Origin of the sequence: Kitasatospora sp. NPDC048298 (genome assembly GCF_043201465.1) — a bacterium.
Lineage (GTDB): Bacteria > Actinomycetota > Actinomycetes > Streptomycetales > Streptomycetaceae > Kitasatospora.
In genome coordinates, this window is the sequence record NZ_JBICYZ010000044.1 from 7,666 (window position 1) to 30,079 (window position 22,414).

Genomic DNA, 22,414 nt, shown 5'->3' on the forward strand with positions numbered 1-22,414 from the left:
CCCCGCCCCCGGGGGGGGGCGCCCCCCCGGGGGGGGGGGGGGGGGGGGGGGGGGGGCCGGGGGGGGGCGGGGGGGGGGGCCCGGGGGGGCGGGCCCCCCCCCCGGGGGGGGGGGGGGCCCCCGGCCCGTTCCGTTCGTGGCGCCGTTCCGTTCTGTTCGTGGCGCCGTTCCGGAGCTACCTGAGCCCGGTGTCCAGCGCGGACATCAGGGTGCCGGACGGGGTGTCGCCGGACATCTCCCAGATCATGCCGCCGAGCAGGTTCTTCGACTTGAGGTAGGCGGTCTTCTGCGCGATCGACCAGGCGTCGTCGAAGCTCCACCACTGCCCGCCGGCTCCCGTGTAGCCGTACGTCGCAACGGACTTGGGGTCGTGGTAGACCTTGAGGCCGGAGAGGCTGGTGATCAGGTTGTTGTACCCGCGGGTCCCGGCCTCGTCGCTGAACTGGCCCGGTGCGGCGCCGTTCGCGGACTGCCAGGCGCCGTTCGCGCCGCCGTCCGCGACGCTCTGCCAGCCGCGCCCGTAGAACGGGAAGCCGATGGTCAGCTTGCGCGGGTTGACGCCGGCGTTCAGGTACGTCTGGACGGCCGCGTCGATGCTGAAGTGGGTGGTGTAGGGGTCGTTCGGGTCCTGGTAGAGGTTGGAGGCGTGGCCGGTGCGGTTCGGCTCCCAGGAGTTGTCGCTGCCCGAGCCGTGGAAGTCGTAGCCCTGGACGTTGGCGATGTCCAGCGAGCCGAAGATCCTCGAGAGGTCCCAGCCGGCGGCGACCTTCGTCGGGTCGGCCGGGGTGAAGGCGGTGAGCAGCTTGTGCGAGCCGCCCAACGCGTCCAGCTGCTTGCGGAATTCGGCCAGCAGCAGGGTCAGGTTGTTCTTGTCGTTGGCGCTCCAGTGGTTGCCCGGGTGGCCGTCGCCGGAGCCGGGCCACTCCCAGTCGAGGTCGATGCCGTCGAAGATGCCCGCGGCCACGCCGTCGCCGCCGGCGCCGTTGTAGGCCGGCAGGTTGCCCTTGATCCAGGTGTCGACGCAGGACTTGACGAACTTCTGGCGGGACGCGTCGGTGGCGGCGGCGTCGGAGAAGTACTTGGAGTAGGTCCAGCCGCCGAGCGAGACGACCACCTTCAGGTTCGGGTACTTGGCCTTGAGCTTCTTCAACTGGTTGAAGTTTCCGCGGAGTTTGCCCCAGCCGTCGTCGGCCACGCCGTCCACCGACTGGTCGGCGCTCATCGCCCGGCCGTAGTCCGCGTCGGCGTCACCGGCGCCGGTGCCCTGGTCCGGGTCCTCCGGGTTGCCGGTGGTGCCCTTGGTGACGCCCGCCATGCAGGTCAGGTTGACCGGATCGATGTTCTCGAAGGCGTAGTTGACGACGTCGAGCTTGGCGGCGGCGCCCGAGGTGTCCAGGTTCTTGACGAAGTACTGGCGGCCGTAGATGCCCCACTGGACGAAGTAGCCGACCCGGGCGTACTTCCCGGCGCCGACCAGGTCCGAGGTGGTCACGGTGAGCGGGGCGGAGGCGGGCGAGGCGTTGTCGGCGGCGTCCCGGGCCTTCACGGTGAACGTGTAGGTGGTGGACGGCGAGAGGCTGCCGACGGTCGCGCCGAGCGTGCCGCCGGTGACCGTCGCTACCAGGGCGCCGCCCTGGTAGACGTCGTACGCGGCGACCCGGACGTTGTCGGTGGCGGCGTTCCAGGCGAGCGTCACGTCCGTCGAACCGACCGTCGTGGCCCGGAGGTTGGCCGGTGCGGTGGGCGGCGAGGTGTCGGTCGAGGGGTCGAAGGTGGACGCGGTGACGGACGCGCTGAGCGGGCCGGTGTTGCCGCGGCTGTCCTTGGCCCGGACGCTCAGGGTGTACGAGGTGGCCGGGGTGAGACCGCCGACCAGCACGCTGGTGGACGGGCTGGAGGCGAGCACGGCGCCGCCGCTCAGCACGTCGTAGGAGGCGACCGGGAAGTCCCCGCCGGTGGCCGCCGGCCAGCTCAGCGCGAGCGTGTGCGCGGTGGACCCGGTGACCGTCGGGGTGCCCGGCGCGGACGGCGGGACGTCCGCCGTGCCGTCGCACTTGTCGCCGTTGATACGGCAGTTGAGCGGGGTGGAGACCGGGCCGCTGCCGACGAACCAGAAACTGTACGGCTCGGTGGTGCTGTGGGCGTTGACGGTGGAGTTGTAGAACGCGGCCGTGGCGGTGACGTGCCGGCCGTTGACGGTCGCCGTGCCGTTGTAGCTGTTGCCGATGGTGACGCCGGCCGGGAGGTCGAACTCCAGGGTCCAGCCGCTCACCGCGGTCGCGTTGTCGTTGTGGACGATGTAGGTGCCCTGCCACCAGGAGCCGTTGTCGGCGGTGGTGAAGGTGGCGGTGAGCTTCCCGGCGGCGTTCGCCGGGGCGGCCAGCGCGGTGAGCGCGACGAGGGGCAGGAGCAGGACGGAGACCAGTGCGAGCAGTCTGCTGCGCACGCGCGGGCGCCCGGCCCGGGATCGAGCGGACATGGTTCTCCCTGTGGCTGTGGGGGTTGAACAGGGTGACGTAGAACCTTGGTTGATCCGTGATTGGCCCGTGTGCGATCGATGCCTGTGCCGTGGGGAGGCAAGGCATGGGAACTGTAGGAGGACTGGACCAATGCGTCAACAGGTCTGTACCACTGGGGAGAGGGTGCGCGGCGCCCGCGCCGGCTAGTCCCGGACGACCGCCATCGCCTCGATCTCGATCAGCACCTCGGGCAGGAACAGCGCCGCCACCTGCATGGCGGAGGAGGCGGGCAGCGGGCCGGAGCCCAGGCACTCGTCGCGGGCCTCGCGGATGGCCGAGAGGTAGGAGATGTCGGTCATGAAGTAGGTGAGCTTCACGACGTCGTCGAAGCCGGCTCCTGCGGCGGCCAGGCAACGGCGCAGGTTCTCGAAGATCTGCCGTGCCTGCGCCTTCGGGTCACCCGCGCCGACCAGGTTCCGGCGCTCGTCGAACGCGACCTGGCCGGACACCTGGACGATTCGGCCGTTGCCGTGGACGACCTGGGTGTAGCCGGTGCCGGGGGCGACACCGGGCGGCTCGGTGATGTGGGTGAGGTGAGAGGAGGTCATGACGCGGATCCTGATCCATGATCCCTCGTGCCCGCAAGCCCGGCCCCGCCACCGCGGCGGCTCAGCGCTCCACCACGGGCAGTTCGCGCGGGAACGGCAGGTCGGCGGAGGGGAATCGGGCGACCGGGGCGGCCGTCGGACGGGTTGGCTCTGGCCGAGCGGCGGGTGGGCGTGCCAGAGTCGTCCGGGCGTCGTCCGGGCAGCCCCCGGGCCGCGTCCGCAGTCCGACCCACCCTCAGCCGGAAGGCAGGCCCCGCCGATGACCAGCGCAGTGCCCCTCGTCCACGTCAGTACCGCCGACGCCGTCACCACGCTCACCCTCGACTCGCCGCACAACCGCAACGCGCTCTCCACCCGGCTGATGGCCGAGCTGCACGCCGGGCTGGCCACCGCCGCGGCCGACCCGGAGGTCCGCGCGGTGGTGCTCGGGCACACCGGCAAGGTGTTCTGCGCGGGCGCGGACCTCTCCGAGGCGACCGGCGCCGACCCGACGGTCGGCCCGCGCGGCCTGGTCGAACTCCAGCGGGCGATCGTGGACTGCGCCAAGCCGGTGATCGCCGTCATCGACGGGCACGTCCGGGCCGGCGGCCTCGGCCTGGTCGGCGCGGCGGACCTCGCCGTCGCCGGACCGGCCTCGACCTTCGCCTTCACCGAGGTGCGGCTCGGTCTCGCGCCCGCCGTCATCTCGCTGCCGCTGCGCCCGAAGCTGGACCCGCGCGCCGCCTCCCGCTACTACCTCACCGGCGAGGTCTTCGACGCCGCCGAGGCCGCCCGGATCGGGCTGATCACCAGCGCCACCGACTCCGCCGAGTCCACCGGCGTGGTCCTGAAGGGCCTGCTGGACGCGCTGCGCCTGGGCTCCCCGCAGGGCCTGGCGGAGTCCAAGCGGCTGGCCAACGCCGAGGTGGTGCGCTCCTTCGAGCGGGACGCGGACGAGCTGGTGGAGCTGTCGGCGCGGCTGTTCGGCTCGGAGGAGGCGCAGGAGGGGATGCGGTCGTTCCTGGAGAAGCGGCCCGCGCGCTGGGTGCGCTGACTGCGGTCCCCGGGCGGGTCGGCGCCACGCCCGAGGAACGGCCGTCGCGATCAGATCGCGGCGTCCCGCCAGAGGTCGAGCAGGCCCTCGTCGCCGATCGCCTGGACCTTCCCGGCCCGCCGGGCGGGCAGCCGGTTCCACAGCAGCACGTAGAGTTCGTCGGCGGGGCCGGTGAGGGTCAGGTCGGCCGGCTCGGAGCCCCCGTCGGTGGTGACGGCCGGCGGCTCCTGGGTGATCGTCAGGTGCCAGGAGCCGGCGCCGTCGGTGGCCCGGACCCGGAGGGTGCGCGGCCGGTCGCTGCGCAGCTTGGACCGGCTGCCGGCCATGAAGCCGCTCAGCAGCTCGTCGATGCCGTCCAGGGCGAGCGCGGTGTCCACGGTCGGACCGGGCACCCCGGCGGCCGCGTCGGCGTCGTGGCGGTGGATGGCGGTCTCGTGGGCCTGGCGCCGGGCCCAGAACGCCAGCGGGCTGGGCGAGGGGAGGAAGCTCCAGCACTCCACGTCGGCGGGCGCCGCGGTGAGCGTGTCCAGCAGGGCGGCGTGGCCCTCGCGGTACCAGTCGAGCAGTGCGGCGTCCGAGGGCAGCGGCCCGACGGCGGCCTGCGCGTCCGCCTCGTCCAGCGGCGCCCGCAGGCCCCGGGAGGGGAACGCGGCGGCCCAGCGGTGCACGGAGCCGATGTGCCGCAGCAGGTCCGTCAGCTGCCACTCGGGGCAGGTCGGAACAGGGGCGGACAGTTCGGTGCGGGCCGCGGCCTCGGCGAGCCGGGTGCCCTCCTGGCGCAGCGCGTCGATGTGCTCGGTGATCTCCATGGGACGGAGTCTTCCACCGCGGTCGGCCGGGGGTCGCGGATTCCGGACATTCCTTCGGACCTTCCGGACGGCTCCCGGCGGACGGGCGGATGCTACGGGCCGGTAACGTGAGCGCATGCCGATAACCCGTTCCCTTCTCTCAGCCGTCCGGACCGGTGGCCGTCGCGCCGCCGGACGCCTCGTCCACCGGGGCTGGCGCTGGGTGCAGCGGACCGGCGCGGTCAGCAACCGCAACCCCGGCCCGTACCGGTTCGGCGAGCTGGGGGACGGCACGACGCTCACCTTCCCGCTCGGGGCGGTGTTCAACGAGCAGTGGATCACCATCGGGCCGTTCTCGATCATCGGCGAGCGGGTGACCATCAGCGCCGGGTTCCTGCCCGGGCTCGACCTCGGACCGGAGCCGATCGTGCGGATCGGCGGCGGCTGCGTGATCGGCCGGGACAGCCACATCGTCGGCCACCAGTCGATCGTCATCGGTGACGACGTGTGGACCGGTCCCGGCGTGTACATCAGCGACCAGGCGCACGAGTACCGGGACACCGAGCTGCCGATCGGCAAGCAGTGGCCGCGCAACGAACCGGTGGAGATCGGCGCGGGCAGCTGGATCGGCACCGGCGCGGTGATCCTCCCGGGGGCGCGGATCGGCCGCAACGTGGTGGTCGCGGCGGGCGCCGTGGTGCGCGGCGAGGTGCCCGACCACAGCGTGGTCGCCGGCGCGCCGGCCAAGGTGGTGCGCCGCTGGACCGAGGAGGAGGGCTGGCAGCCGCCGCTGCGCCACGACGCTCCGCAGCCGGTGCCGGACGGTGTGACCGCGGAGCAGCTGCGTGCCCTGGTCGGCTGGGACCTGCGGCTGCCGGGGGAGCAGGGCTGACCTCGCCGGCCGGGTGCCATGGACGGGTCTGGGGGCCTTGGGCGGCCCTGAGGGCCTTGGCCTTGGGCTGCCTTGGGTTGCTATGGGTGGCTCTGGGCGGGCGGCTTCGAACTAGCCGCTGAGGGAGGACTGTTCGGCCGTGCGGGCGGCGATGGCGGCGGTGATCCGCGGGACGTCGGCGGGGCGACTCGGATCCAGGCCGGTCAGCGCGGCGATCCGGCGCAGCCGGTAGTCGACGGTGTTCGGATGCAGGTGCAGGGCGCTCGCGGTGTGTCGGCGGTTCAGACCCCCGGCCAGATGGGTGTGCAGGGTGATGAGCAACTCCCCGGCCCCGGCGAGCGGTTCGAGCAGCGCGGCGAGCCGGGAGCGGGCCTGGCTGGGCCGGGTGAGCTGGTACTCCAGCAGGACGTCGTCCAGCCGGTGCAGCCCCGGCGGTCGTCCGAACGCCCGTGCCACGTCCAGGACTTCGTAGGCGAGGGCGGCCGCTGCGGGCACCTCGGCGGGGCCGGCCGAGGCGGCTCCGACCAGTACGGGAGCGCCGGCCGCCCTGGCGGCCGCGGCGAGGGCGGCGGCGAGCAGCGGCCAGGGCGGCTCGTCGGTGTCGTCCTCGCCGGCGTCCTCCTTGTCCGGGCCGGGTGACGGGCCGAAGGGGATGAGTACCATGCCTCCCGTGGGGGTGAGCGCGGTGAGTGCCGACTGCCGGGTGCGGTGGTCGAGTTCGGCTTCGAACCGGTGGAGCTTGCGGCGGGCGGCGATACCCTGGTCGACGCCGGGGGCGTGTTCGTCGGGGTGGTCGGCGACGGACAGGCAGAGCACGGCGTACCCGGCGGGCAGCCGGAGTCCGGCGCGGTCGGCGGCTTCGTCATAGGAGGTGCCCGCGAGCAGCGCGCCGAGCAGGGAGCGCCGGGCCGCGCCCCGCCGGTCGGCTGCCGGACGCCGGCCCTCCAGGAAGCCCGCACCGGCGGCGGTGGCCGCCTGGCGGAGCTGGTCGAGCAGCAGCCGGTTGAGGACGAGCAGGTCAGCGGTGTCGCCGTCCCGGGCGTACCGGGTGGCGAACTCCCAGCAGACCTCCAGCCCGAGATGGTGGGCGAGCAGGACGGCGTCCAGTGGCAGGCCCTCCTCGGCGCGCCGGGCGGCTGACTCCCGGACGGCGGCGAACTCCTCGGCGGAGGCGGGGAGTCCGGTCCGTACGGTGTGGGCGAGGGCGCGGATGCGGCGCTCGGTGTCCCTGGTCAGTTCGCCGGCGAGCTGTTCGCGGGGCAGCCGTCGGTAGACCGGTACTCTCTCCAGCAGGGCGGAGGCCACGGTCTCGGCCAACTCCCGTGAGCCGCCGAGCAGCCGCTGGTCGGCCGGGAGCCCGCCGATCACGGGGACGCGCCAGTGCGGAGTCCGGCCGGTGGCGTTCGGGGGCGTGCAGTCGGGTGCGTTGTGACCGGTCACAGAGAACACCGTCCAGGTCTGGGGGACGCCCAAGGGCCGGGCCGGAGGGGCGACCGCATGATGGAGCCCTCGGGTTACCTGTTGGTAACAAACTTCCGCTGTGGAGGCAACAGTTGAGAACCCCACTTCTCCGCTTCTCCGCAATTCCCGTGCGTGGCAGGGCCGGTGGTGCGCTGGGCGTGCTGCTGCTGGCGGTGGCGCTGCTGGTCGGTGCGGCGGTGTCGCCGACCAGTGCGGCCGCTGTGGCTGCTTCGCCTGCCGCCTCGCCCGCCGGTTCGCCCGCTGCTTCGGCGGCCGCTCCGCCCGCTGCTTCGGCCGAACTTCCGCCGGACGGTGACACGGTGGCTTCGCCGCCGGGCGCGAACGACTGGACCTGCCGGCCGAGCGCGGCGCACCCCGACCCGGTGGTCCTGGTGCACGGCACCTTCGCCAACCGCTACGAGAACTGGCTGGCGCTCTCCCCGCTGCTGAAGAGCCTCGGGTACTGCGTCTTCGCCCTCGACTACGGGACCGTCCCCGGCGTCACCTCCAGCGGCAGCGGCCTGCTGCTGCCGATCGGCGGCCTCGGGCCGGTCCCGGAGTCGGCGGCCCAACTCGCCCGGTTCGTGGACCTGGTGAGGAACGCGACCGGTGCGGCCAAGGTCGACATCGTCGGGCACTCGCAGGGCGGCATGATGCCGAACTACTACCTCAAGTTCCTCGGCGGCGGGTCCAAGGTCGGCAGGATGGTCGGGCTGGCACCGTCCAACCACGGCACGACGCTCGACGGGATCGTCAACCTGGCGTCGTTCTTCCCGGGCGTCACGGACCTGGTCTACTCGCTCTGCCAGGCCTGCCGGGACCAGGCGGTGGGCTCCGACTTCAACCGGCTGATGGCCTCCCGGCCGGACACCGTCCCGGGCGTGAGCTACACGGTGGTCTCGACGGTCTTCGACCTGGTCGTCACCCCGTGGCAGACCCAGTTCCTGAACGGTCCGGACGTCGACAACCAGGTGGTGCAGGCGCACTGCCCGGTGTCGCTGGTGGAGCACGTCGCGATCGCGTTCTCGCCGACAGCGCTGCACCTGGTGACCAACGCCCTGGATCCGGCGCACGCCACGCCGGTGCTCTGCGGGTGATGCGGTGGCGGCGCTCCTGCCTCCGGGACGGTCCGGGAGGTGGGAGCGCCGCCCTTCGCCGGTGTGCCGGTCTTCGCTTCCTCCGGGGTGTCGGCCGGTCGGCTGTCAGGGGGCGGCGCGGAAGGTGACGACGGCGGTGGTGCCGTCCGGGTTCAGCTCGTACGCGTCCGGGGCGTCGAGCAACGCGGCGTCGTGGCGGGTGAGTTCGACGCCGTCGACGGTCGCCTTGCCGGCGAGGCAGACCAGGAGGACGGTGCTCCCGTCCGGGACGCCGACCGTGGTGCCCGCCGTCGCCATGCTCACCGTTGCCTCGATCCGCCCGCGACGCGTCATCACGTTGAAGTCCACCACCGGGCCGGCCGGCAGTCGGCAGTCGGTGGTGGCGTCGCCGGAGAAGGCGAACGGCCGGAACGGTGCGTCGACCAGCTGCTCGGCGCCGTCGACGGTGAGCACCATGCCGGCGCCCTCGACCAGGGTGATCACCCGGTCGATCCCGGGGAACGGGGAGAACGGTCCGGCCGTGGCGACGTCCGCCAGGCTGACCCGCCAGTCGAAGGCGTCCAGCCCGGCTCCGGTTGGGAACCCGGCGACCTCCCTGGTCACCCCGCCCCCGTTGAGCCACGCCGTTGCCGGGCGCTCGCTCGCCCGCAGTACCTGGAAGCGTTCGCTGGTCGTCATGGCCCCGCATCCTGTCACATGGTGGACGACAGCTGACAGATGACAGATTTCATCAGCTGTTATCTGTTATCCGTCGTCCGTCGTCCGTCGTCCGTCGTCCGTCGTCCGTCAGCTGTCGGGTGTCACCCGGTCGCCCGTCGCCCGCCGTCCGACCGACAGCGGCAGGAGCGCCGCCACCGTGGCCGCGAGCGCGACCGTGGTGAGGGCCAGCGGCAGTCCGGCCGCGTCCGCCAGGAAGCCGATCACCACCGGGCCGATCAGCATCCCCCCGTAGCCGAGTGAGGAGGCGAACGCGACGCCCTGCGGTCCGCCCGCCGCGCCGGCCCGGGCGAGCGCGAGCGGGAAGAGGTTGGCCAGTCCGAGGCCGACCAGCACGAAACCGCAGATCGCCACCGGCACCACCGGCGCCAGGGCGGCGACCAGCATGCCGGCCGCCGCCGTCAGCCCGCCGAACAGCATCAGCCGGGTCTGGCCGAGCCTGATGGACAGCCAGGTGCCGCCGACCCGTCCGCCGGCCATCGCGAACGCGTACGCGCCGTAGCCGGTGGCGGCCACCACGGAACTCGCATGGACGTCGTCGGACAGGTGGAGCGTGGTCCAGTCGGCGATCGCGCCCTCGCCGTACGCGGTGCAGAGCGCGGTGAGGCCGAGCAGCAGGACGAGCAGCCGGGTGCGGCCACCGGCGGAGCCCGCGTCCGCTCCCGTGCGGCCCGCGCCGCCCGTACGGCTCGCCCGGTCCGGCGCGACCTGCTCCGCCGCCGGGCTGCGCAGCAGGACGATGCCCGCGGCGATGGTGACGGCCATGCCCAGCACCGCGCTGAGGGCGAGCGCCCACGCGGTGCTCAGCGGTCCGGCGACCAGTCCGCTGACCCCGGTGCCGGCCAGCCCGCCGAAGCTGTACCCGGCGTGGAAGCTGGGCATCACGGGCCGCCGCAGCTGCGCGACCAGGTCGACGGCGGCGCTGTTCATCGCGACGTTGGCTCCGCCGTACCCCGCGCCGAACAGCAGCAGCACCCCGCCGAGCGCCGTGACCGAGTGGGCGTGCGCCGGCAGGGGGACGGCGAGGCTGAGCAGGGCGAGCGAGCCGACGGTGACCGGGCGCGGGCCGTACCGCAGGCAGAGCCGGCCGACCATCGGCATGGTGAGGACGGCGCCGATGGACAGGCAGAGCAGGGCGAGCCCGAGGGAGCTGTGCGAGGCGCTGACCTGGCTGCGGACGTCCGGGATGCGGACGACCCAGGCGGCGAAGAGGAAGCCGTCGATGGCGAAGAACGCGGTGAGGGCGACACGTGCAGGGCCCCAGGGGCTGTCGGTCGCCGGGGGTGTGCTGCGAGACTGGGAGGAGGGGGCGTCGGGTCTGATGCGTGAACCGATTTTGTTTCGAAGCGACACAAAGTCACAATAGAGGCGTGCAGCTCTCACCATCAAGCCCGAGGCCCGGTACCGGGAACGACTCCGACGCGCAGCGCGACAGCCACCGCCGCGCGGCTCCCGACCGGGGCCGGACGCTGCTCGGCCCCGCGCTCTCCCTGATCCACACCGGCCAGGCGCCGACCCGCTCGGCGCTCACCCGCGCGCTGGACGTCACCCGGGCCACCGCCGGCGCGGTCACCGCCGAGCTGGAGGCGCTCGGGCTGATCACCGTCGACTCGCGCCCGGCGGGCGGTGGCCGGGGCCGCCCCTCGCACCGGCTCGCGATCGACCCGCAGGGCCCGGTCGTGGTCGCCGGGCAGATCCACGCCGACGGACTGAGCGTCACCCTGGCCGGCCTCGGCGGGCTGCTCGACCCGCCCGTCCACCTGCCGCTGCCCGCCGCCACCGACCCGGTCCGGATGCTGCGCGCCGTCGCCGTGGCCGGCGCCGACCTCGCCCGCGCGACCGGCCGCCGCTGCCTGGGCGCCGCGCTCGCGCTGCCCAACCCGGTCACCGAGCCGGACGGCACCGCCCTCGCCGCGCTGCACTTCGCCTGGCCCAGCGGCACCCCGGTCGCCGACCTGTACGACGTCGAGGTCGGCCGCGCCGACCACGGCCCGAACGCGCTGCGCCCGCTGCCCGCCGCGGTCGCGAACGACGCCAACCTGGCCGCGCTCGCCGAGTACCGGCACGGCGCCGGCCGGGGCGCCCGCCACCTGCTCTTCGTCACCTCCGGCCACCGCGGCGTCGGCGGCGCGCTGGTCATCGACGGCCACCTGCACACGGGCAGCGCGGGCCTCGCCCTGGAGGTCGGCCACCTGACGGTCGATCCGCAGGGCCGGCCGTGCATGTGCGGCAACCGGGGCTGCCTCAACTCGGAGACCGACCCCGACGCGCTGTTCGCCGCCGCCGGACTCACCCCGGAACCGGGGCGCCCGCTGCTCGACCAGGCGCGCGAGCTGTGCCGCGCGGCCGCGACGGACGACCGGGCGCGGGTAGCGGTGGAGCACGTCATCGACCGGCTCGGACTGGGCCTGGCGGGCGTTGCCAACATCCTCAACCCCGACCGGGTGGTCCTCAGCGGGCTGCACCTCCACCTGCTGGAGGCCGCGCCCGACCGGCTGCGGTCGGTGGTCGCCGAGCGCAGCCTGTGGGGGCGCAGCGGGCGGGTGCCGATCGTCGGTGCGGAGCTGGCGCACGGTGCGCTCGCTGGCGCGGCCGAGCTGGGCTGGGGGCCGTACCTGGCGGACCCGCAGTCGGTGCCGGTTCAGTCCTGAGAGCGATAAGCGGAAGCTGGCCCTTCGAAAACGGTCACTTATCGTGACTCTCATACACTCGTAGTGAGCAATTTGGGGGGTCACCACGAGGGAGACAGCGACCATGAGCATCCAGTCCGGCATCGAGCCGACCGCCGACGTCGACCGCTCCGACCCGGAGTACCGGGCCTGGCTCAAGGAGGCGGTGCGCAAGGTCCAGGCCGACGCCAACCGCTCCGCCGACACCCACCTGCTGCGCTTCCCGCTGCCCGCGGAGTGGGGGATCGACCTCTACCTCAAGGACGAGTCCACCCACCCGACCGGCTCGCTCAAGCACCGCCTGGCCCGCTCGCTCTTCCTCTACGGGCTCTGCAACGGCTGGATCCGGCCCGGCAAGCCGGTGATCGAGGCCTCCAGCGGCTCCACCGCCGTCTCCGAGGCGTACTTCGCCCAACTCGTCGGCGTGCCGTTCATCGCCGTGATGGCCAAGAGCACCAGCCAGGCCAAGATCGACCTGATCCAGTTCCACGGCGGCGAGTGCCACCTGGTCGAGCGCTCGGACGAGGTGTACGAAGCCTCCGCCCGCCTCGCCGAGGAGACCGGCGGGCACTACATGGACCAGTTCACCTACGCCGAGCGGGCCACCGACTGGCGCGGCAACAACAACATCGCCGAGTCGGTCTTCGCCCAGCTGCGCCTGGAGCCGCACCCCGAGCCGGCCTGGATCGTGGCCACCGCCGGGACGGGCGGCACCTCGGCGACCATCGCCCGGTACGTCCACTACATGCAGTACGACACCCGGATCTGCGTCGCGGACCCGGAGAACTCCTGCTTCTACGACGGCTGGGTGCGCCACGACCCGGACGCCGTCTGCGAGAGCGGCTCGCGGATCGAGGGCATCGGGCGGCCGCGGATGGAGCCGAGCTTCGTCCCGGGGGCGATCGACCGGATGATGAAGGTGCCGGACGCCGCGTCGATCGCCGCCGTGCGGGTGCTGGAGCAGGTGCTCGGCAAGAAGGCGGGGGCCTCCACGGGGACGGGCCTCTGGAGCGCGCTGCGGATCGTCGCCGAGATGCGGGAGGCCGGGCGGACGGGCAGCGTGGTCGGGTTGATCTGCGACCCCGGGGACCGCTACCTGGACAAGTACTACTCGGACGACTGGCTGGCCGGCGAGCGGATCGACATCGCGCCCTACCGGGCGGCGCTGGAGTCCTTCCTGGCCGACGGCATCTGGACGGCGTGACGCGAGGGGCGGGCCCGCGAACAGGTGCCGGCTGACAGATGACAGCGGACCGATGACAGCCGACAGATAACAGATAACAGCTGACGGATGACAGATTTCAGATTCTGTCAGCTGTCATCCGTCGGCTGTTCGTTGTTCGCCGTCACCCGTCACCCGCTACCCGTCACCCCGTCACCCGCCGGATCACCGCCCGTCCGCCCGCGAGGTCGATCCCCGTACGCTTCGGTGCGCCGTCGTGTTCGTCGTCCCGCAGCACCAGCTCGACCCGCCGCTGCTCCAACTGCACCCGCTTGCTCGGGTAGAGCAGCGCGTGCAGTTCCTCCGTCGCGGTCGCACCCGTGCCGCGCCCACCGTCGGATCCCGCCGCCGGCCGGGCGCGCAGCCGCCGTACCACCGCGCCGAGGAAGAACACCACGACCAGTCCGGCCGGCAGCAGCAACCCGCCCGCCGCGCCCGTCAGCAGTACACCCATGCCCGCCTCAACGGCCCGGCACGGCGGGCGAGTTCCCCGACCGGGGCCCTACGGCAGCGGTGCCGCCGGCAGGTCGGCCGGAACGAGCAACTGGAGCTCCTCCGTCGACGGGTCCGTGAGGTGGGCGACGCGCACCGCGTGCCGCTCGACCATGGTCTCGAAGACCTGCCGCGCGGTGCGCCCGTTGCCGAAGCTGGGTCCGCGCTCCAGCCCCCCGAAGTGCTCCAGCAGCGCCTGCTCCGTCTCCTCGGAGAGCGCGTACTCGTGCTCGGCGCACTGCGCCCGGGCGATCTCCAGCAGCTCGTCCGCCGTGTAGTCGGGGAAGCCGATGGTGCGCGAGAAGCGGGACGAGACACCGGGGTTGGCGGAGAGGAAGCGCTCCATCTCGGCGGTGTAGCCCGCCACGATGACGACCACCTCGTCCCGGTGGTCCTCCATCAGCTTGACCAGGGTGTCGATCGCCTCGCGCCCGAAGTCCCGGGCCCCGTCCTCGGGCGCGAGCGCGTACGCCTCGTCGATGAAGAGCACCCCGCCGCGCGCCCGGTCGAAGGCGGCCGCGGTGCGGATCGCGGTGGAGCCGATGTGTTCGCCGACCAGGTCCACCCGGGCCACCTCGACCAGGTGCCCGCGCTGCAGCACCCCGAGCGAGGCGAGGATCTCGCCGTACAGCCGGGCGACGGTGGTCTTGCCCGTGCCCGGTGCCCCGGTGAAGACCAGGTGCCGACGCAGCGAGGGCGCCTTGAGCCCGGCCTGGCGGCGGCGCCGGCCGACCGAGATCAGGTCGATCAGCGTGCGCACCTCCTGCTTCACGGTGGCCAGCCCGACCAGCGAGTCCAGCTCGGCGAGCGCCTCCTCGGCCGGGCGGCAGTCCGGGATCGGCGAGATCGCCGACGCGGCCCCGGACGTCGCCAACGCCGAGACCGCCGCGGTCAGTTGGGCCGTCCGCGGCGCCGGCACGTCGGTGGACCCGTACGGCGCCCCCAGCCCCGAGCCGCGCCCGGACGCCGGTCCCGACCCCAGCCCGGGCCCGGCCCCGCCACCGGGAGCGGCGGGGGCGGCCGGCACCGGAGCGGCCGCGACGTCGTCCGAGATGCACCCCTCCGTGACCGGACCGGGCTCGGAGAACTCGAACCCGGCCCGTTGGTTGTGCTCCGCCCGGCACCGGGTGAGCTGGGTCCGGCAGCCGTCGATGATGTGGAAGCCGAAGCCCTTGCCCTGGGAGACCCGGCAGTCCTCGAAGGTGCCCCGTCCCTGGGCCGAGACGTACACCCCGGCGTCCGTGCTGGCCCGTACGGTGCAGTCGCGCAGCACCGGGTCGGCTCCCTTGGTGACGATCACGCCGGTGGCCACGTCGGAGATCTCGCAGTCGGTGAGCAGTCCGCCGCTGCCGTGGTCGCGGAACCAGAGCCCGGTGCCCGCCTCCTGCACCCGGCAGGAGGCCAGGGAGACGGTGGCCCCGCCGCTGACGGAGACCGCCGAGCTGCGGATCCGGCTGAACGAGCAGCCCTCGGCGGTGGCGGCGGAGTCCCGGTCGAGGACGAACAGGGCGTCCGGCAGGTCGTGCAGCGAGCAGTCGGTGAGGGTCAGCCGGGCGCCGTCGCTGACCCACAGCGCCGGGTACTCGCCGGTCGAGCCGTGGATCTGGCAGGACTCGGCGACGGCCTCGGTGCCCTGGTCCCAGACGGACAGCGCCCCGCGCCCGAAGTCCCTGATAGTGCTGTGCGCGAGGCTCAGCCGGGCGCGTCCGCGCAGGTCGGCGCCGTTCTCGGGCAGGTCGTGCACCCGGCAGCCGGTGAGCACCAGCTCGGCCTCGCCGTCCAGGGTCAGACCGTTGCCGGTGACCCGGTGGATCTCGCAGTCGACCAGCCGGCCGCCCGCCTGCGCGTCGGCCTGCACGCCGCTGCCGCGGATCTCGTAGATCTCGCAGCCGGTCAGCTCGGCCGCGCTGCCGGGGTCGGAGAGCAGGACGCCGGCGCCGGAGGCGTGGTGGATGCGGCAGCGGTCCAGGGCCGCGGTGGCGCCACCGAGGACGGCCAGTCCGGCCTGGCCGGCGGCGGCGACCTCGCAGTCCTCGAAGGCGGCGGCGGTGTCCGCGCCGCGCAGTCGCAGTCCGAGCCCGCCCGGGTTGGTGACCACGCAGCCGCGCAGGGTCGGCCGGGCGCCGTCGGCGACCTCGATCCCGGTGGCCGAGCGGGTCTCGATCCGGCAGCCGCTGAAGGCGGGGGCCGCCTCCGGTCCGGTGACCAGGACGGCCGGGGTGGAGCTGTCGCCGCCCTCGACCACGAGGTCGCGTACGGTCGCGGCGGCGGTCACGGTGAGGGCCACCCCGGAGGGCGGGTCGATCCGGACCGTCCCCGGGCCCTGGGCGGGGACGATCGTCACCGGTTTGTCCAGCAGCACGTTCTCCCGGAACGTGCCCGGCCGGACGGTCACGGTGTCGCCCGGTTCGGCGGCGGCCAGGGCCTCCGCGAGCGTGTCGTACTCGCCCGCGCGGCGACGCCAGCGGGATGCGCTGTCCTGGGTGACCCGGACCCTGTGCTCAGCCATGACGGTCTGTCGTCCCCACCTTCGTCGAGCCGGCGATCATCGGGCCGAACGCGCGGGTGTGCGCGGGCCGCCCGCCCACCGTAGCGCGCCCACGTGGGTGGTCCGGCCGCCCGCGGTCGCGCGGACACCGGTAGCGCTCAGCGCCGCCACAGGTTCCGACCACTTGTTTCAACGAGCGCGCACAGCGGTGGTTCCGTCCGGGACGCGCCGGTTCCGGAGCACGGCACGCGCCCGGCGTCCGCCCGTGCGCCCGGCGTCCGCCCGTGTCTTCGGCGTCCAGCCATGCCCGCAGCGTCCGCCCAAGCCCTCAGCGTCCGCCGGCGGGCCAGTGCGCCCCGTCCTCCAGCACCTCGACCTCGTCGCCCAGCCGCAGCGTGCCGAGCGCGTCGCCCTCGACCCCGGCCGGCCGCTCGGGGATCAGGTTCTGGCCGAACGCGGCCTTGTTCATCAGCCGGTGGTGCTTGGCCAGGGTGCGCAGCGGTTCCTTGCCGCGCCGCTCGCCGGTCTCCTGGTCGGTGGTGGTGACCACGCAGCGGCCGCAGGGCTTGACCACCTTGAAGGTGACCGAGCCGATCCGGATCCGGCGCCAGGTGTCCTCGGCCCACGGCTCGGCGCCGCCGACCACCACGCTCGGGCGGAAGCGCTCCATCGGCAGGGTCTCGTGGCCGTCGGGGTGTTCGGCGGCGATCAGTTCGTTGAGCCGGTCCAGCGAGGCGGTGGTGGTGAGCAGCAGCGGGAAGCCGTCGGCCATCGAGACCCGGTCGTCGGCCGCGCCGTACTCGGGGTCGACCGGCCGGGCGCGCGGGTCGTCCAGGTGCACCAGGCGGTAGTCGCCGAGGTGCTCGGCGATCCACCGGTGTGCTTCCTCGGCGGCCTGCGCGGCGTGGAAGCGGGTGCCCCAGACCTCGACGTCGGCGAGCGCGTCGCCGGACGCGACGGCGGGGGCGGGGACCTCGATCCGGGAGCCGTCGGGGGCGGTCAGGGTGAGGACGCCGTCGGGCAGCAGTCCGGCCCGGATCTGTCCGAGGGCCGGGTTCTCGCGCTGGCTGACGAACCGTCCGGTCGAGTCGGCGAGCATCCAGCGGCGGTCTCCGGCCAGACCCCAGGGGTGGACCACGGCGCTTTCCGGGCTCAGGCGGTACATCGACTTGACGGGATAGACGTGGAGTCCGGTGAGGTGCATTCCTCCATCCTGCCAGCCGGCCGGCCCGGGGCCGCAGGTCAGGGGCCCCGTATGCGCACGGACCGCCCGGGACGCCGTGGGGGGCGTGCCGGGCGGTCCGTGGATGACCCGTTTCTCCGTTCGCCCGGCGTACGGGGGGCGCCGGGTGCTGCTCAGGTGGTGCGGGTGCGGGCCGCGTGGGGGACGGCCTCGGGGCGTCAGCCGCGGTTCAGTAGCCCTGGCCCTGCGGCTGGTAGCCACCCTGGAACTGGCCGGGCTCGTTGTACCCGCCCGGGCGCTGCGGCTGCATCGGGCGGACCGGCGCGACCGGCGCCATAGCCGGGCGCAGCTGGGCGCCGCCGAAGGACTGCTCGCCGCCCTGGCCCTGGAAGCCGGGGCCGCCGGCGGTCGGGCCGCCGAAGGACTGCTGGCCGGCGAAGCCCTGCGGAGCGGCGGGCTGGCCCTGGCCGAAACCGCCCGGGCCGCCGGCCGGCTGCGCGCCGAAGGACTGCTGGCCACCCTGGGCGCTGATGAAGGTGTTCTGGCCGCCGAAGCTCTGGCCGCCGGTCGGCTGGTAGCCGCTGCCGGTGGACTGGGTGAAGGCCGGGGTGCCGGTCTGCGGTCGCTGGTACGGCTGGGGGGAGCCGTAGCCGGGGACCGGCGGCTGCGGGGCGGCGTACGCCGGCGCGGGCTGCGCGGGGATGTACGCCGTGGCGGGGCCGGCGGAGGGACCGCTGCTCGGGCCGGGGCCCAGGGCGAGGCGGGCGGGCGGCAGCGCGGGGAGGTTGCTGCCGGCACTTTCGTACCCGTTGCCGTACCGGTTCTCGTGGGACTGGCCGAGGCCGGATCCGTAACCGGAGGACAGTGCCGGCGGGAGGGCGGCCGGCACGTTGATGGGCGCGATCTGGGGGACGCCGCGCTCAGCCACGAGGCTGTCGTAGATCGGCGTTCCGGAGGAGAAGGACGGAGAGGGGTAGCCGACTCCGTCGTAGGAGCGGGGCGAGGTCATGGGGCATACGGTAAGCCCACAACGCGCCTACTGAGGAGAGCGGGAGGGGGAGCAGTTCGAGTGTTTACACAGTCTTCGCTCGCACAAAGGTTTCGAAAGTAGGAAAGCCGGACATTCCGGCGTCCGGTTCCGGACAACCTTGGCGCCCCGTCAGTGATCGAACAGTGGCCGGACGGAGGCTGCGGGAGGCCTTGTGGTGACCGGCCGGTGGACGGCCGGGGGTCCTGCGGAGAAACTTTTTCCGGACAGGCGTGCGCGGGCGCATTCGAGCCCCCGCCGTGGGGGCGACGGGGGCTCGTGAATGTTTCGGGAATAAAGTCCCCGTCAGTTTCTCCGGGGGTTCGATCCGGGCCCGCGACCTGCGCAGTCGGCCCGATGCGGGTCCGGTGCCGACCGGGCGACGGGCCGGCGTCCGCCCGGTTCCCGCGGTCAGTGCGACTGCAGCGCCTGGGCCTGTGCGGGCAGAACCGGCTTGGCGACCTCGGAGGTGCAGAAGGAGCACCGGGTCGCGGCGGCCGGGATGGAGCTCAGGCACTCCGGGCAGTCCACCTTCACGGCCGGGGCGGGCTTGGCCGATTCGAAGCGGGCCTGGAGCTTGCCGACCGGCAGCACCACGGCGAAGTAGATGACGGCGGCGGTCAGGGCGAAGCCGATGACCGCGTTGACGAAGAGGCCGTACGGGAACCGGGTGCCGGCCACGTCGAAGGTCTTCTGGGTGAAGTCGCCGACGGCGCCGGACGCGACGCCGACCAGCGGGGTGAGGAAGGCGCTGACGAACCCGGTGACGACGGCGGTGAAGGCCGCGCCGATCACGATGCCGACCGCGAGGTCCACCACGTTTCCGCGCAGCAGGAAGCTGCGGAATCCCTTGAACACCGGGTGACTCCAAATCAGTACGGGGCAGGGGGAGATGGGGCGGCACGGCGGGTGCCGCCCCGGCCGGACATCCTGCCGACCGGCCCGGGCCGAGGTCCAACCGCGTTCACCCGAACCGGGTAACGGCCGCCGGGCCCCGCCGTCACGGGCCGGGCGGGGCGGGGGCGCTCCGCGTACCGGTCTTTCGCCCGTCGAACAGCCGACCCAAGTCGACGGCGCGACGCGGCATTTGACACCGGCACACGACGATCCCGGACGGCGCCGACCCGGCGCGACGGGGTGAAACGGAGCGCGGCAGGGGGCGAGACGGGGCGCACGGCGGTCGCATCCGGCGCACGACGGCGGCCCTGTGGCGCACATCGGGTGTACAAGTGCGGGCGGATGGGCCACCATCAGGTTGCGCGAAGGGGATGTACCGGGCGGAGCACTGTGCCAAGGTCGGTCCATGCCCGACCACTCGTCGGCCGATCCGGCCGGAAACCGTCCGCGTGTCCTGCATCTGATCAGCGACTCACGCCGTGGCGGCGCACAGAACTTCGCCCGTGACCTCCACCGGGAACTGAGTCGTCGGGGGCAGTCCTCCGAACTGTGCGCCCTCGCCCCGCACCCGGCCAACCACGTCTGCCCCGCCGGGGCGGGCCGGGATTCCGGAGGTCGGGATTCCGGGCACCGGGATCACGCAGGCCGGGGCTCCGGGAGCCAGGACTCCGCAGACCAGGGCGCGGAGTCCGCCGATCCGGCCCCTGGGTCCGCGGACTCGGCCGCCGCCGACTGCTCCGCCGCCGCCGCGCTGCGCTCCGCCGCCGTACTGGGCCCCGGCCGGCTGCACCCGAGCACCCTGCGGGCGCTGCGCGCCGCCGCGCGCGCCGCCGACGTGGTGCTCGCCCACGGCTCGGACACCCTGGCCGCCTGCGCCCTCGCGCTGGCCGGAACCCGTACGCCCTTCGTCTACGTTTCGGTCGGCCACCCGCGCTACTGGACCGCCAACCGGCTGCGCCGGGTGCGCGGCGGCGCGCTGATGCACCGCGCGGCCGCCGTCACCACCCTGACCGACGAGGCGCGCGTCGTCCTGGAGGAGCAGTTCCGGCTGCCCGAGGGCAAAGTGCACGTGATCCCCAACTCCCGTGCCGCCGAGAGCTATCCGCCCGCCGACGGCCGGGACGACCGGCGTGCCGCGCGGCACGCGCTGGGCCTGCCGGCCGACGTGCTGCTGGTCGCCTGGATCGGGGCGATAGCCCCGGAGAAGCGACTCGACCTCGCCCTCGACGTGCTCGACCGGCTGCCCGACGTCCGCCTGGCCGTCGCCGGGGACGGACCGCTGCGCGAGACGCTGGCCCGCCACCCGGCCGCCGCGCGCGCCCACTTCCTCGGCCCGCTTCCCGACCCGGCCCCGCTCTACCGGGCCGCCGACGCGCTGCTGCTGACCAGCGACAGCGAGGGCGTACCCGGTGCCCTGATCGAGGCGGCGCTGGCCGGGGTACCCGCCGTGGCCACCGACGTCGGCTGGGTGCGCGAGGTGGTCCGGGACGGGGCGACCGGCGCGCTGGTCGCCCCCGGGGACCCGCTCGCCCTCGCCGAGGCACTGGGCAAGGTGCTGGCGGTCAACCGGGCGGGCCTCGGCGCGGCGGCCCGGGCGCACGCGCTGGAACACTTCGAGCTGGGCGCCGTCGTGGACGCCTGGCAGCAACTGGTCGCCGAGGTGTGGACGGCGGGACCGGAAGGCACCCGCTGACCAGTGCCGCCACCTTGCCCCGTCAGGTGGTCCGCCCCGTCAACAGGCTTGGCGCGGGTGCGCCGTCCGGGCGAATCCGGCGCGGCCCGTACCGCGGGAACCGGCCGGTAACGGACCGCCGCCAGCACACTGCCCGGTGTGATGAACTCGAAGTCGCTGTTGCGGTCCACCGTCCTGCTTGCCGTCGCCGTGGGGATCGCCGCGTCCCCTGTCCAGGCCGGCGCGATGACCCACCAATTCCCCCACAAGGGTGCCAAGTTTGTCAGGCTCGACCACCCGCAACCGGTTCGCGACAGCACCCGGACCGAGGCGGCCGAGTTCTTCTGGTACGACTGCGGTCACTCCCAGGCGCTCGAACAGCCCTTGCAGGCCTGGGCGGAGAAGCACCGCGCCGATGTCGTGCTGCGCCGCATCCCGGCCATCTGGCCCGGCAGTCGGGAGGAGGCCGTGCAACGCGGCCACGCCCGGCTGTACTTCACGCTGGAGCGCCTCGGCCTGGTCGACCGCCTGCAGGCCGGCGCCTTCCGCGCCGTGCACAACGAGGGGCGCGACGTCACCAGCGAGGCCACCGCCACCGACTGGGCCGTGACCCAGGGCGTCGACGCCGAGGCGTTCGGCCGGGCGTACCGCTCCGCCGAGGTGACGGGGTCGGTCGACGAGGCCGCCGCCGCCTTCACCCGTTACGGCGTCGCCGAGTTGCCGACGGTCGTCATCCAGGGCGAGTACCGCACCTCGCCGACCCAGGCCGGCGGCGTCGCCGCGATGCCCGAGGTGCTCGACCAGCTGGTGCAGAAGGAGCAGGCGAAGAACCGCCACTGAGCTCTCGCGCCGACTCCCTCACGTCGACTTCTTCGCGTCGACTCCTTCGCGTCGACTTCCTCGCATCGACTTTCTCGCGCCGAACCGGAAGTGGCCGGTCACCGTGGGGCGTTCACTCGCCTCGGTCGCGGCGCAGCAGGTAGGTGACGAAGCCGAGCGTCCCCCGGTAGCCGTGGAGCCATCCGGTGCGGTGCCGGTCCGCGGCCTCGCGGGCGGCCGCCGCGCCGGGGTGGTCCGGGTGGTCCAGGGCCCACTCGGCCAGCGAGCCCGTCCAGGAGAACTCGTACTCGTCCCACTCCTGTTCGGTGCTGACGTGCCCGAACAGCGGCGTCCAGCCGTCGGCCAGCACCCGGTCGGTGGTCGTCGCCAGATCCGCGAAGTCCTCCCGTTCCGCGCCCAGCCCGTCCAGTGCCGCCCGCGACGGTTCGCACTGCCAGAACCCCTCGCCGACCAGCAACCTCCCGCCCGGGGCCAGGAGTTCGCGGGCCGCGGCGAGCGTCGGCAGCAGACCGTCGAACGCGTGGGTGGCGCCGACGCACAGCACCAGGTCGAAGCGCTCCTTCGAGGAGAACTCCCGGGCGTCCAGGTGGTGCAGGCCGATCCGGCGGACCACGCCGAGCGCGGTGGCGACCTCCCGGGCCCGGGTCAGCGCCGCCGCGTCCAGGTCCACGCCCACCGCCCGCCAGCCCGGTCCGGCGGCCAGCGCCCGGAGCAGCCAGGCACCCTCGCCGCAGCCGAGGTCCAGCGCCAGGCCCTGCTCCGTCCCGGCCATGGCGCGGTCCAGCAGCCGGGCCACCGACTCGTCCGCCAGCGGAGCCGCGATCGGGTGACGGGCGTGGGCGAGGCGGGAGATCTGCTGACGGTCCATT

The 22,414-nt window shown here is 73.7% G+C and carries 19 protein-coding genes; 7 read left to right on the top strand and 12 right to left on the bottom strand.

Features of this window, described 5'->3' with window-relative positions; translation table 11 throughout:
* Positions 1-175 precede the first annotated feature (175 nt).
* The gene (locus ACGF0D_RS28265) at positions 176-2,479 is read right to left on the bottom strand and encodes a glycosyl hydrolase family 18 protein (RefSeq protein WP_392920989.1); all 2,304 of its coding nucleotides are present in this window, start codon (positions 2,477-2,479) and stop codon (positions 176-178) included.
* Positions 2,480-2,662: 183 nt separating this feature from the next.
* Positions 2,663-3,067, bottom strand: coding sequence for a RidA family protein (locus ACGF0D_RS28270; protein WP_392920991.1), 405 nt, complete (start codon positions 3,065-3,067; stop codon positions 2,663-2,665).
* Between the two features lie 259 nt (positions 3,068-3,326).
* Here ACGF0D_RS28270 and ACGF0D_RS28275 point away from each other — a divergent pair, with 259 nt between their 5' ends.
* Positions 3,327-4,100 (top strand): enoyl-CoA hydratase family protein, encoded by a 774-nt coding sequence (locus ACGF0D_RS28275; RefSeq protein WP_392920993.1) that lies wholly within the window; start codon positions 3,327-3,329, stop codon positions 4,098-4,100.
* 50 nt (positions 4,101-4,150) lie between these two features.
* Here the strand turns inward: ACGF0D_RS28275 and ACGF0D_RS28280 are convergent, their stop codons facing one another.
* The gene (locus ACGF0D_RS28280) at positions 4,151-4,909 is read right to left on the bottom strand and encodes a maleylpyruvate isomerase family mycothiol-dependent enzyme (RefSeq protein WP_392883940.1); all 759 of its coding nucleotides are present in this window, start codon (positions 4,907-4,909) and stop codon (positions 4,151-4,153) included.
* Positions 4,910-5,024: 115 nt separating this feature from the next.
* Between ACGF0D_RS28280 and ACGF0D_RS28285 the strand changes: the two genes are divergently transcribed.
* Entirely contained in the window at positions 5,025-5,780 is a 756-nt protein-coding gene (locus ACGF0D_RS28285; RefSeq protein ID WP_392883939.1) for an acyltransferase, read from the top strand.
* Between the two features lie 111 nt (positions 5,781-5,891).
* On the opposite strand, the gene ACGF0D_RS28290 is transcribed toward ACGF0D_RS28285, so the two are convergent.
* On the bottom strand, positions 5,892-7,220 hold the full coding sequence (locus ACGF0D_RS28290; RefSeq protein ID WP_392920995.1) for a PucR family transcriptional regulator: 1,329 nt from the start codon (positions 7,218-7,220) through the stop codon (positions 5,892-5,894).
* 149 nt (positions 7,221-7,369) lie between these two features.
* Here ACGF0D_RS28290 and ACGF0D_RS28295 point away from each other — a divergent pair, with 149 nt between their 5' ends.
* A complete protein-coding gene (locus ACGF0D_RS28295; protein ID WP_392920996.1) occupies positions 7,370-8,338 on the top strand; it encodes an esterase/lipase family protein in 969 nt (322 codons plus the stop codon).
* A gap of 105 nt (positions 8,339-8,443) precedes the next feature.
* Here the strand turns inward: ACGF0D_RS28295 and ACGF0D_RS28300 are convergent, their stop codons facing one another.
* On the bottom strand, positions 8,444-9,016 hold the full coding sequence (locus tag ACGF0D_RS28300) for a HutD family protein (RefSeq protein WP_392920998.1): 573 nt from the start codon (positions 9,014-9,016) through the stop codon (positions 8,444-8,446).
* 108 nt (positions 9,017-9,124) lie between these two features.
* Entirely contained in the window at positions 9,125-10,408 is a 1,284-nt protein-coding gene (locus tag ACGF0D_RS28305; RefSeq protein ID WP_392920999.1) for an MFS transporter, read from the bottom strand.
* A gap of 17 nt (positions 10,409-10,425) precedes the next feature.
* On the opposite strand from ACGF0D_RS28305, the gene ACGF0D_RS28310 reads away from it, so the two are divergent.
* Both ACGF0D_RS28310 and ACGF0D_RS28315 read left to right on the top strand, forming a co-directional pair.
* A complete protein-coding gene (locus ACGF0D_RS28310; RefSeq protein WP_392921000.1) occupies positions 10,426-11,706 on the top strand; it encodes an ROK family protein in 1,281 nt (426 codons plus the stop codon).
* Positions 11,707-11,809: 103 nt separating this feature from the next.
* A complete protein-coding gene (locus ACGF0D_RS28315; RefSeq protein WP_392921002.1) occupies positions 11,810-12,928 on the top strand; it encodes a PLP-dependent cysteine synthase family protein in 1,119 nt (372 codons plus the stop codon).
* A gap of 163 nt (positions 12,929-13,091) precedes the next feature.
* On the opposite strand, the gene ACGF0D_RS28320 is transcribed toward ACGF0D_RS28315, so the two are convergent.
* From ACGF0D_RS28320 to mscL, 5 genes are all read right to left on the bottom strand, one after another.
* Complete coding sequence (locus ACGF0D_RS28320; protein WP_392921006.1) at positions 13,092-13,400, bottom strand: DUF6191 domain-containing protein; 309 nt, start codon at positions 13,398-13,400, stop codon at positions 13,092-13,094.
* Between the two features lie 48 nt (positions 13,401-13,448).
* On the bottom strand, positions 13,449-15,947 hold the full coding sequence (locus tag ACGF0D_RS28325; RefSeq protein WP_392921009.1) for a right-handed parallel beta-helix repeat-containing protein: 2,499 nt from the start codon (positions 15,945-15,947) through the stop codon (positions 13,449-13,451).
* 307 nt (positions 15,948-16,254) lie between these two features.
* On the bottom strand, positions 16,255-17,130 hold the full coding sequence (locus tag ACGF0D_RS28330; protein ID WP_392921011.1) for an MOSC domain-containing protein: 876 nt from the start codon (positions 17,128-17,130) through the stop codon (positions 16,255-16,257).
* A 208-nt stretch (positions 17,131-17,338) separates the two neighbouring features.
* Entirely contained in the window at positions 17,339-18,118 is a 780-nt protein-coding gene (locus ACGF0D_RS28335; protein ID WP_392883927.1) for a DUF6643 family protein, read from the bottom strand.
* A 429-nt stretch (positions 18,119-18,547) separates the two neighbouring features.
* Positions 18,548-18,994 carry a large conductance mechanosensitive channel protein MscL gene (gene mscL / locus ACGF0D_RS28340; protein ID WP_392921014.1) on the bottom strand — a complete coding sequence of 149 codons (447 nt, stop codon included), beginning with the start codon at positions 18,992-18,994 and terminating at the stop codon, positions 18,548-18,550.
* 445 nt (positions 18,995-19,439) lie between these two features.
* On the opposite strand from mscL, the gene ACGF0D_RS28345 reads away from it, so the two are divergent.
* Both ACGF0D_RS28345 and ACGF0D_RS28350 read left to right on the top strand, forming a co-directional pair.
* Positions 19,440-20,726, top strand: coding sequence for a glycosyltransferase family 4 protein (locus tag ACGF0D_RS28345; protein ID WP_392921016.1), 1,287 nt, complete (start codon positions 19,440-19,442; stop codon positions 20,724-20,726).
* A gap of 141 nt (positions 20,727-20,867) precedes the next feature.
* Positions 20,868-21,545, top strand: a complete 678-nt coding sequence (locus ACGF0D_RS28350; protein ID WP_392883969.1) for a thiol:disulfide interchange protein DsbA/DsbL — start codon at positions 20,868-20,870, stop codon at positions 21,543-21,545.
* Between the two features lie 112 nt (positions 21,546-21,657).
* Here ACGF0D_RS28350 and ACGF0D_RS28355 read toward each other — a convergent pair whose 3' ends face one another.
* Positions 21,658-22,413: an SAM-dependent methyltransferase gene (locus ACGF0D_RS28355; RefSeq protein WP_392921019.1), complete on the bottom strand. Its 756-nt coding sequence runs from the start codon at positions 22,411-22,413 to the stop codon at positions 21,658-21,660.
* Position 22,414 lies beyond the last annotated feature (1 nt).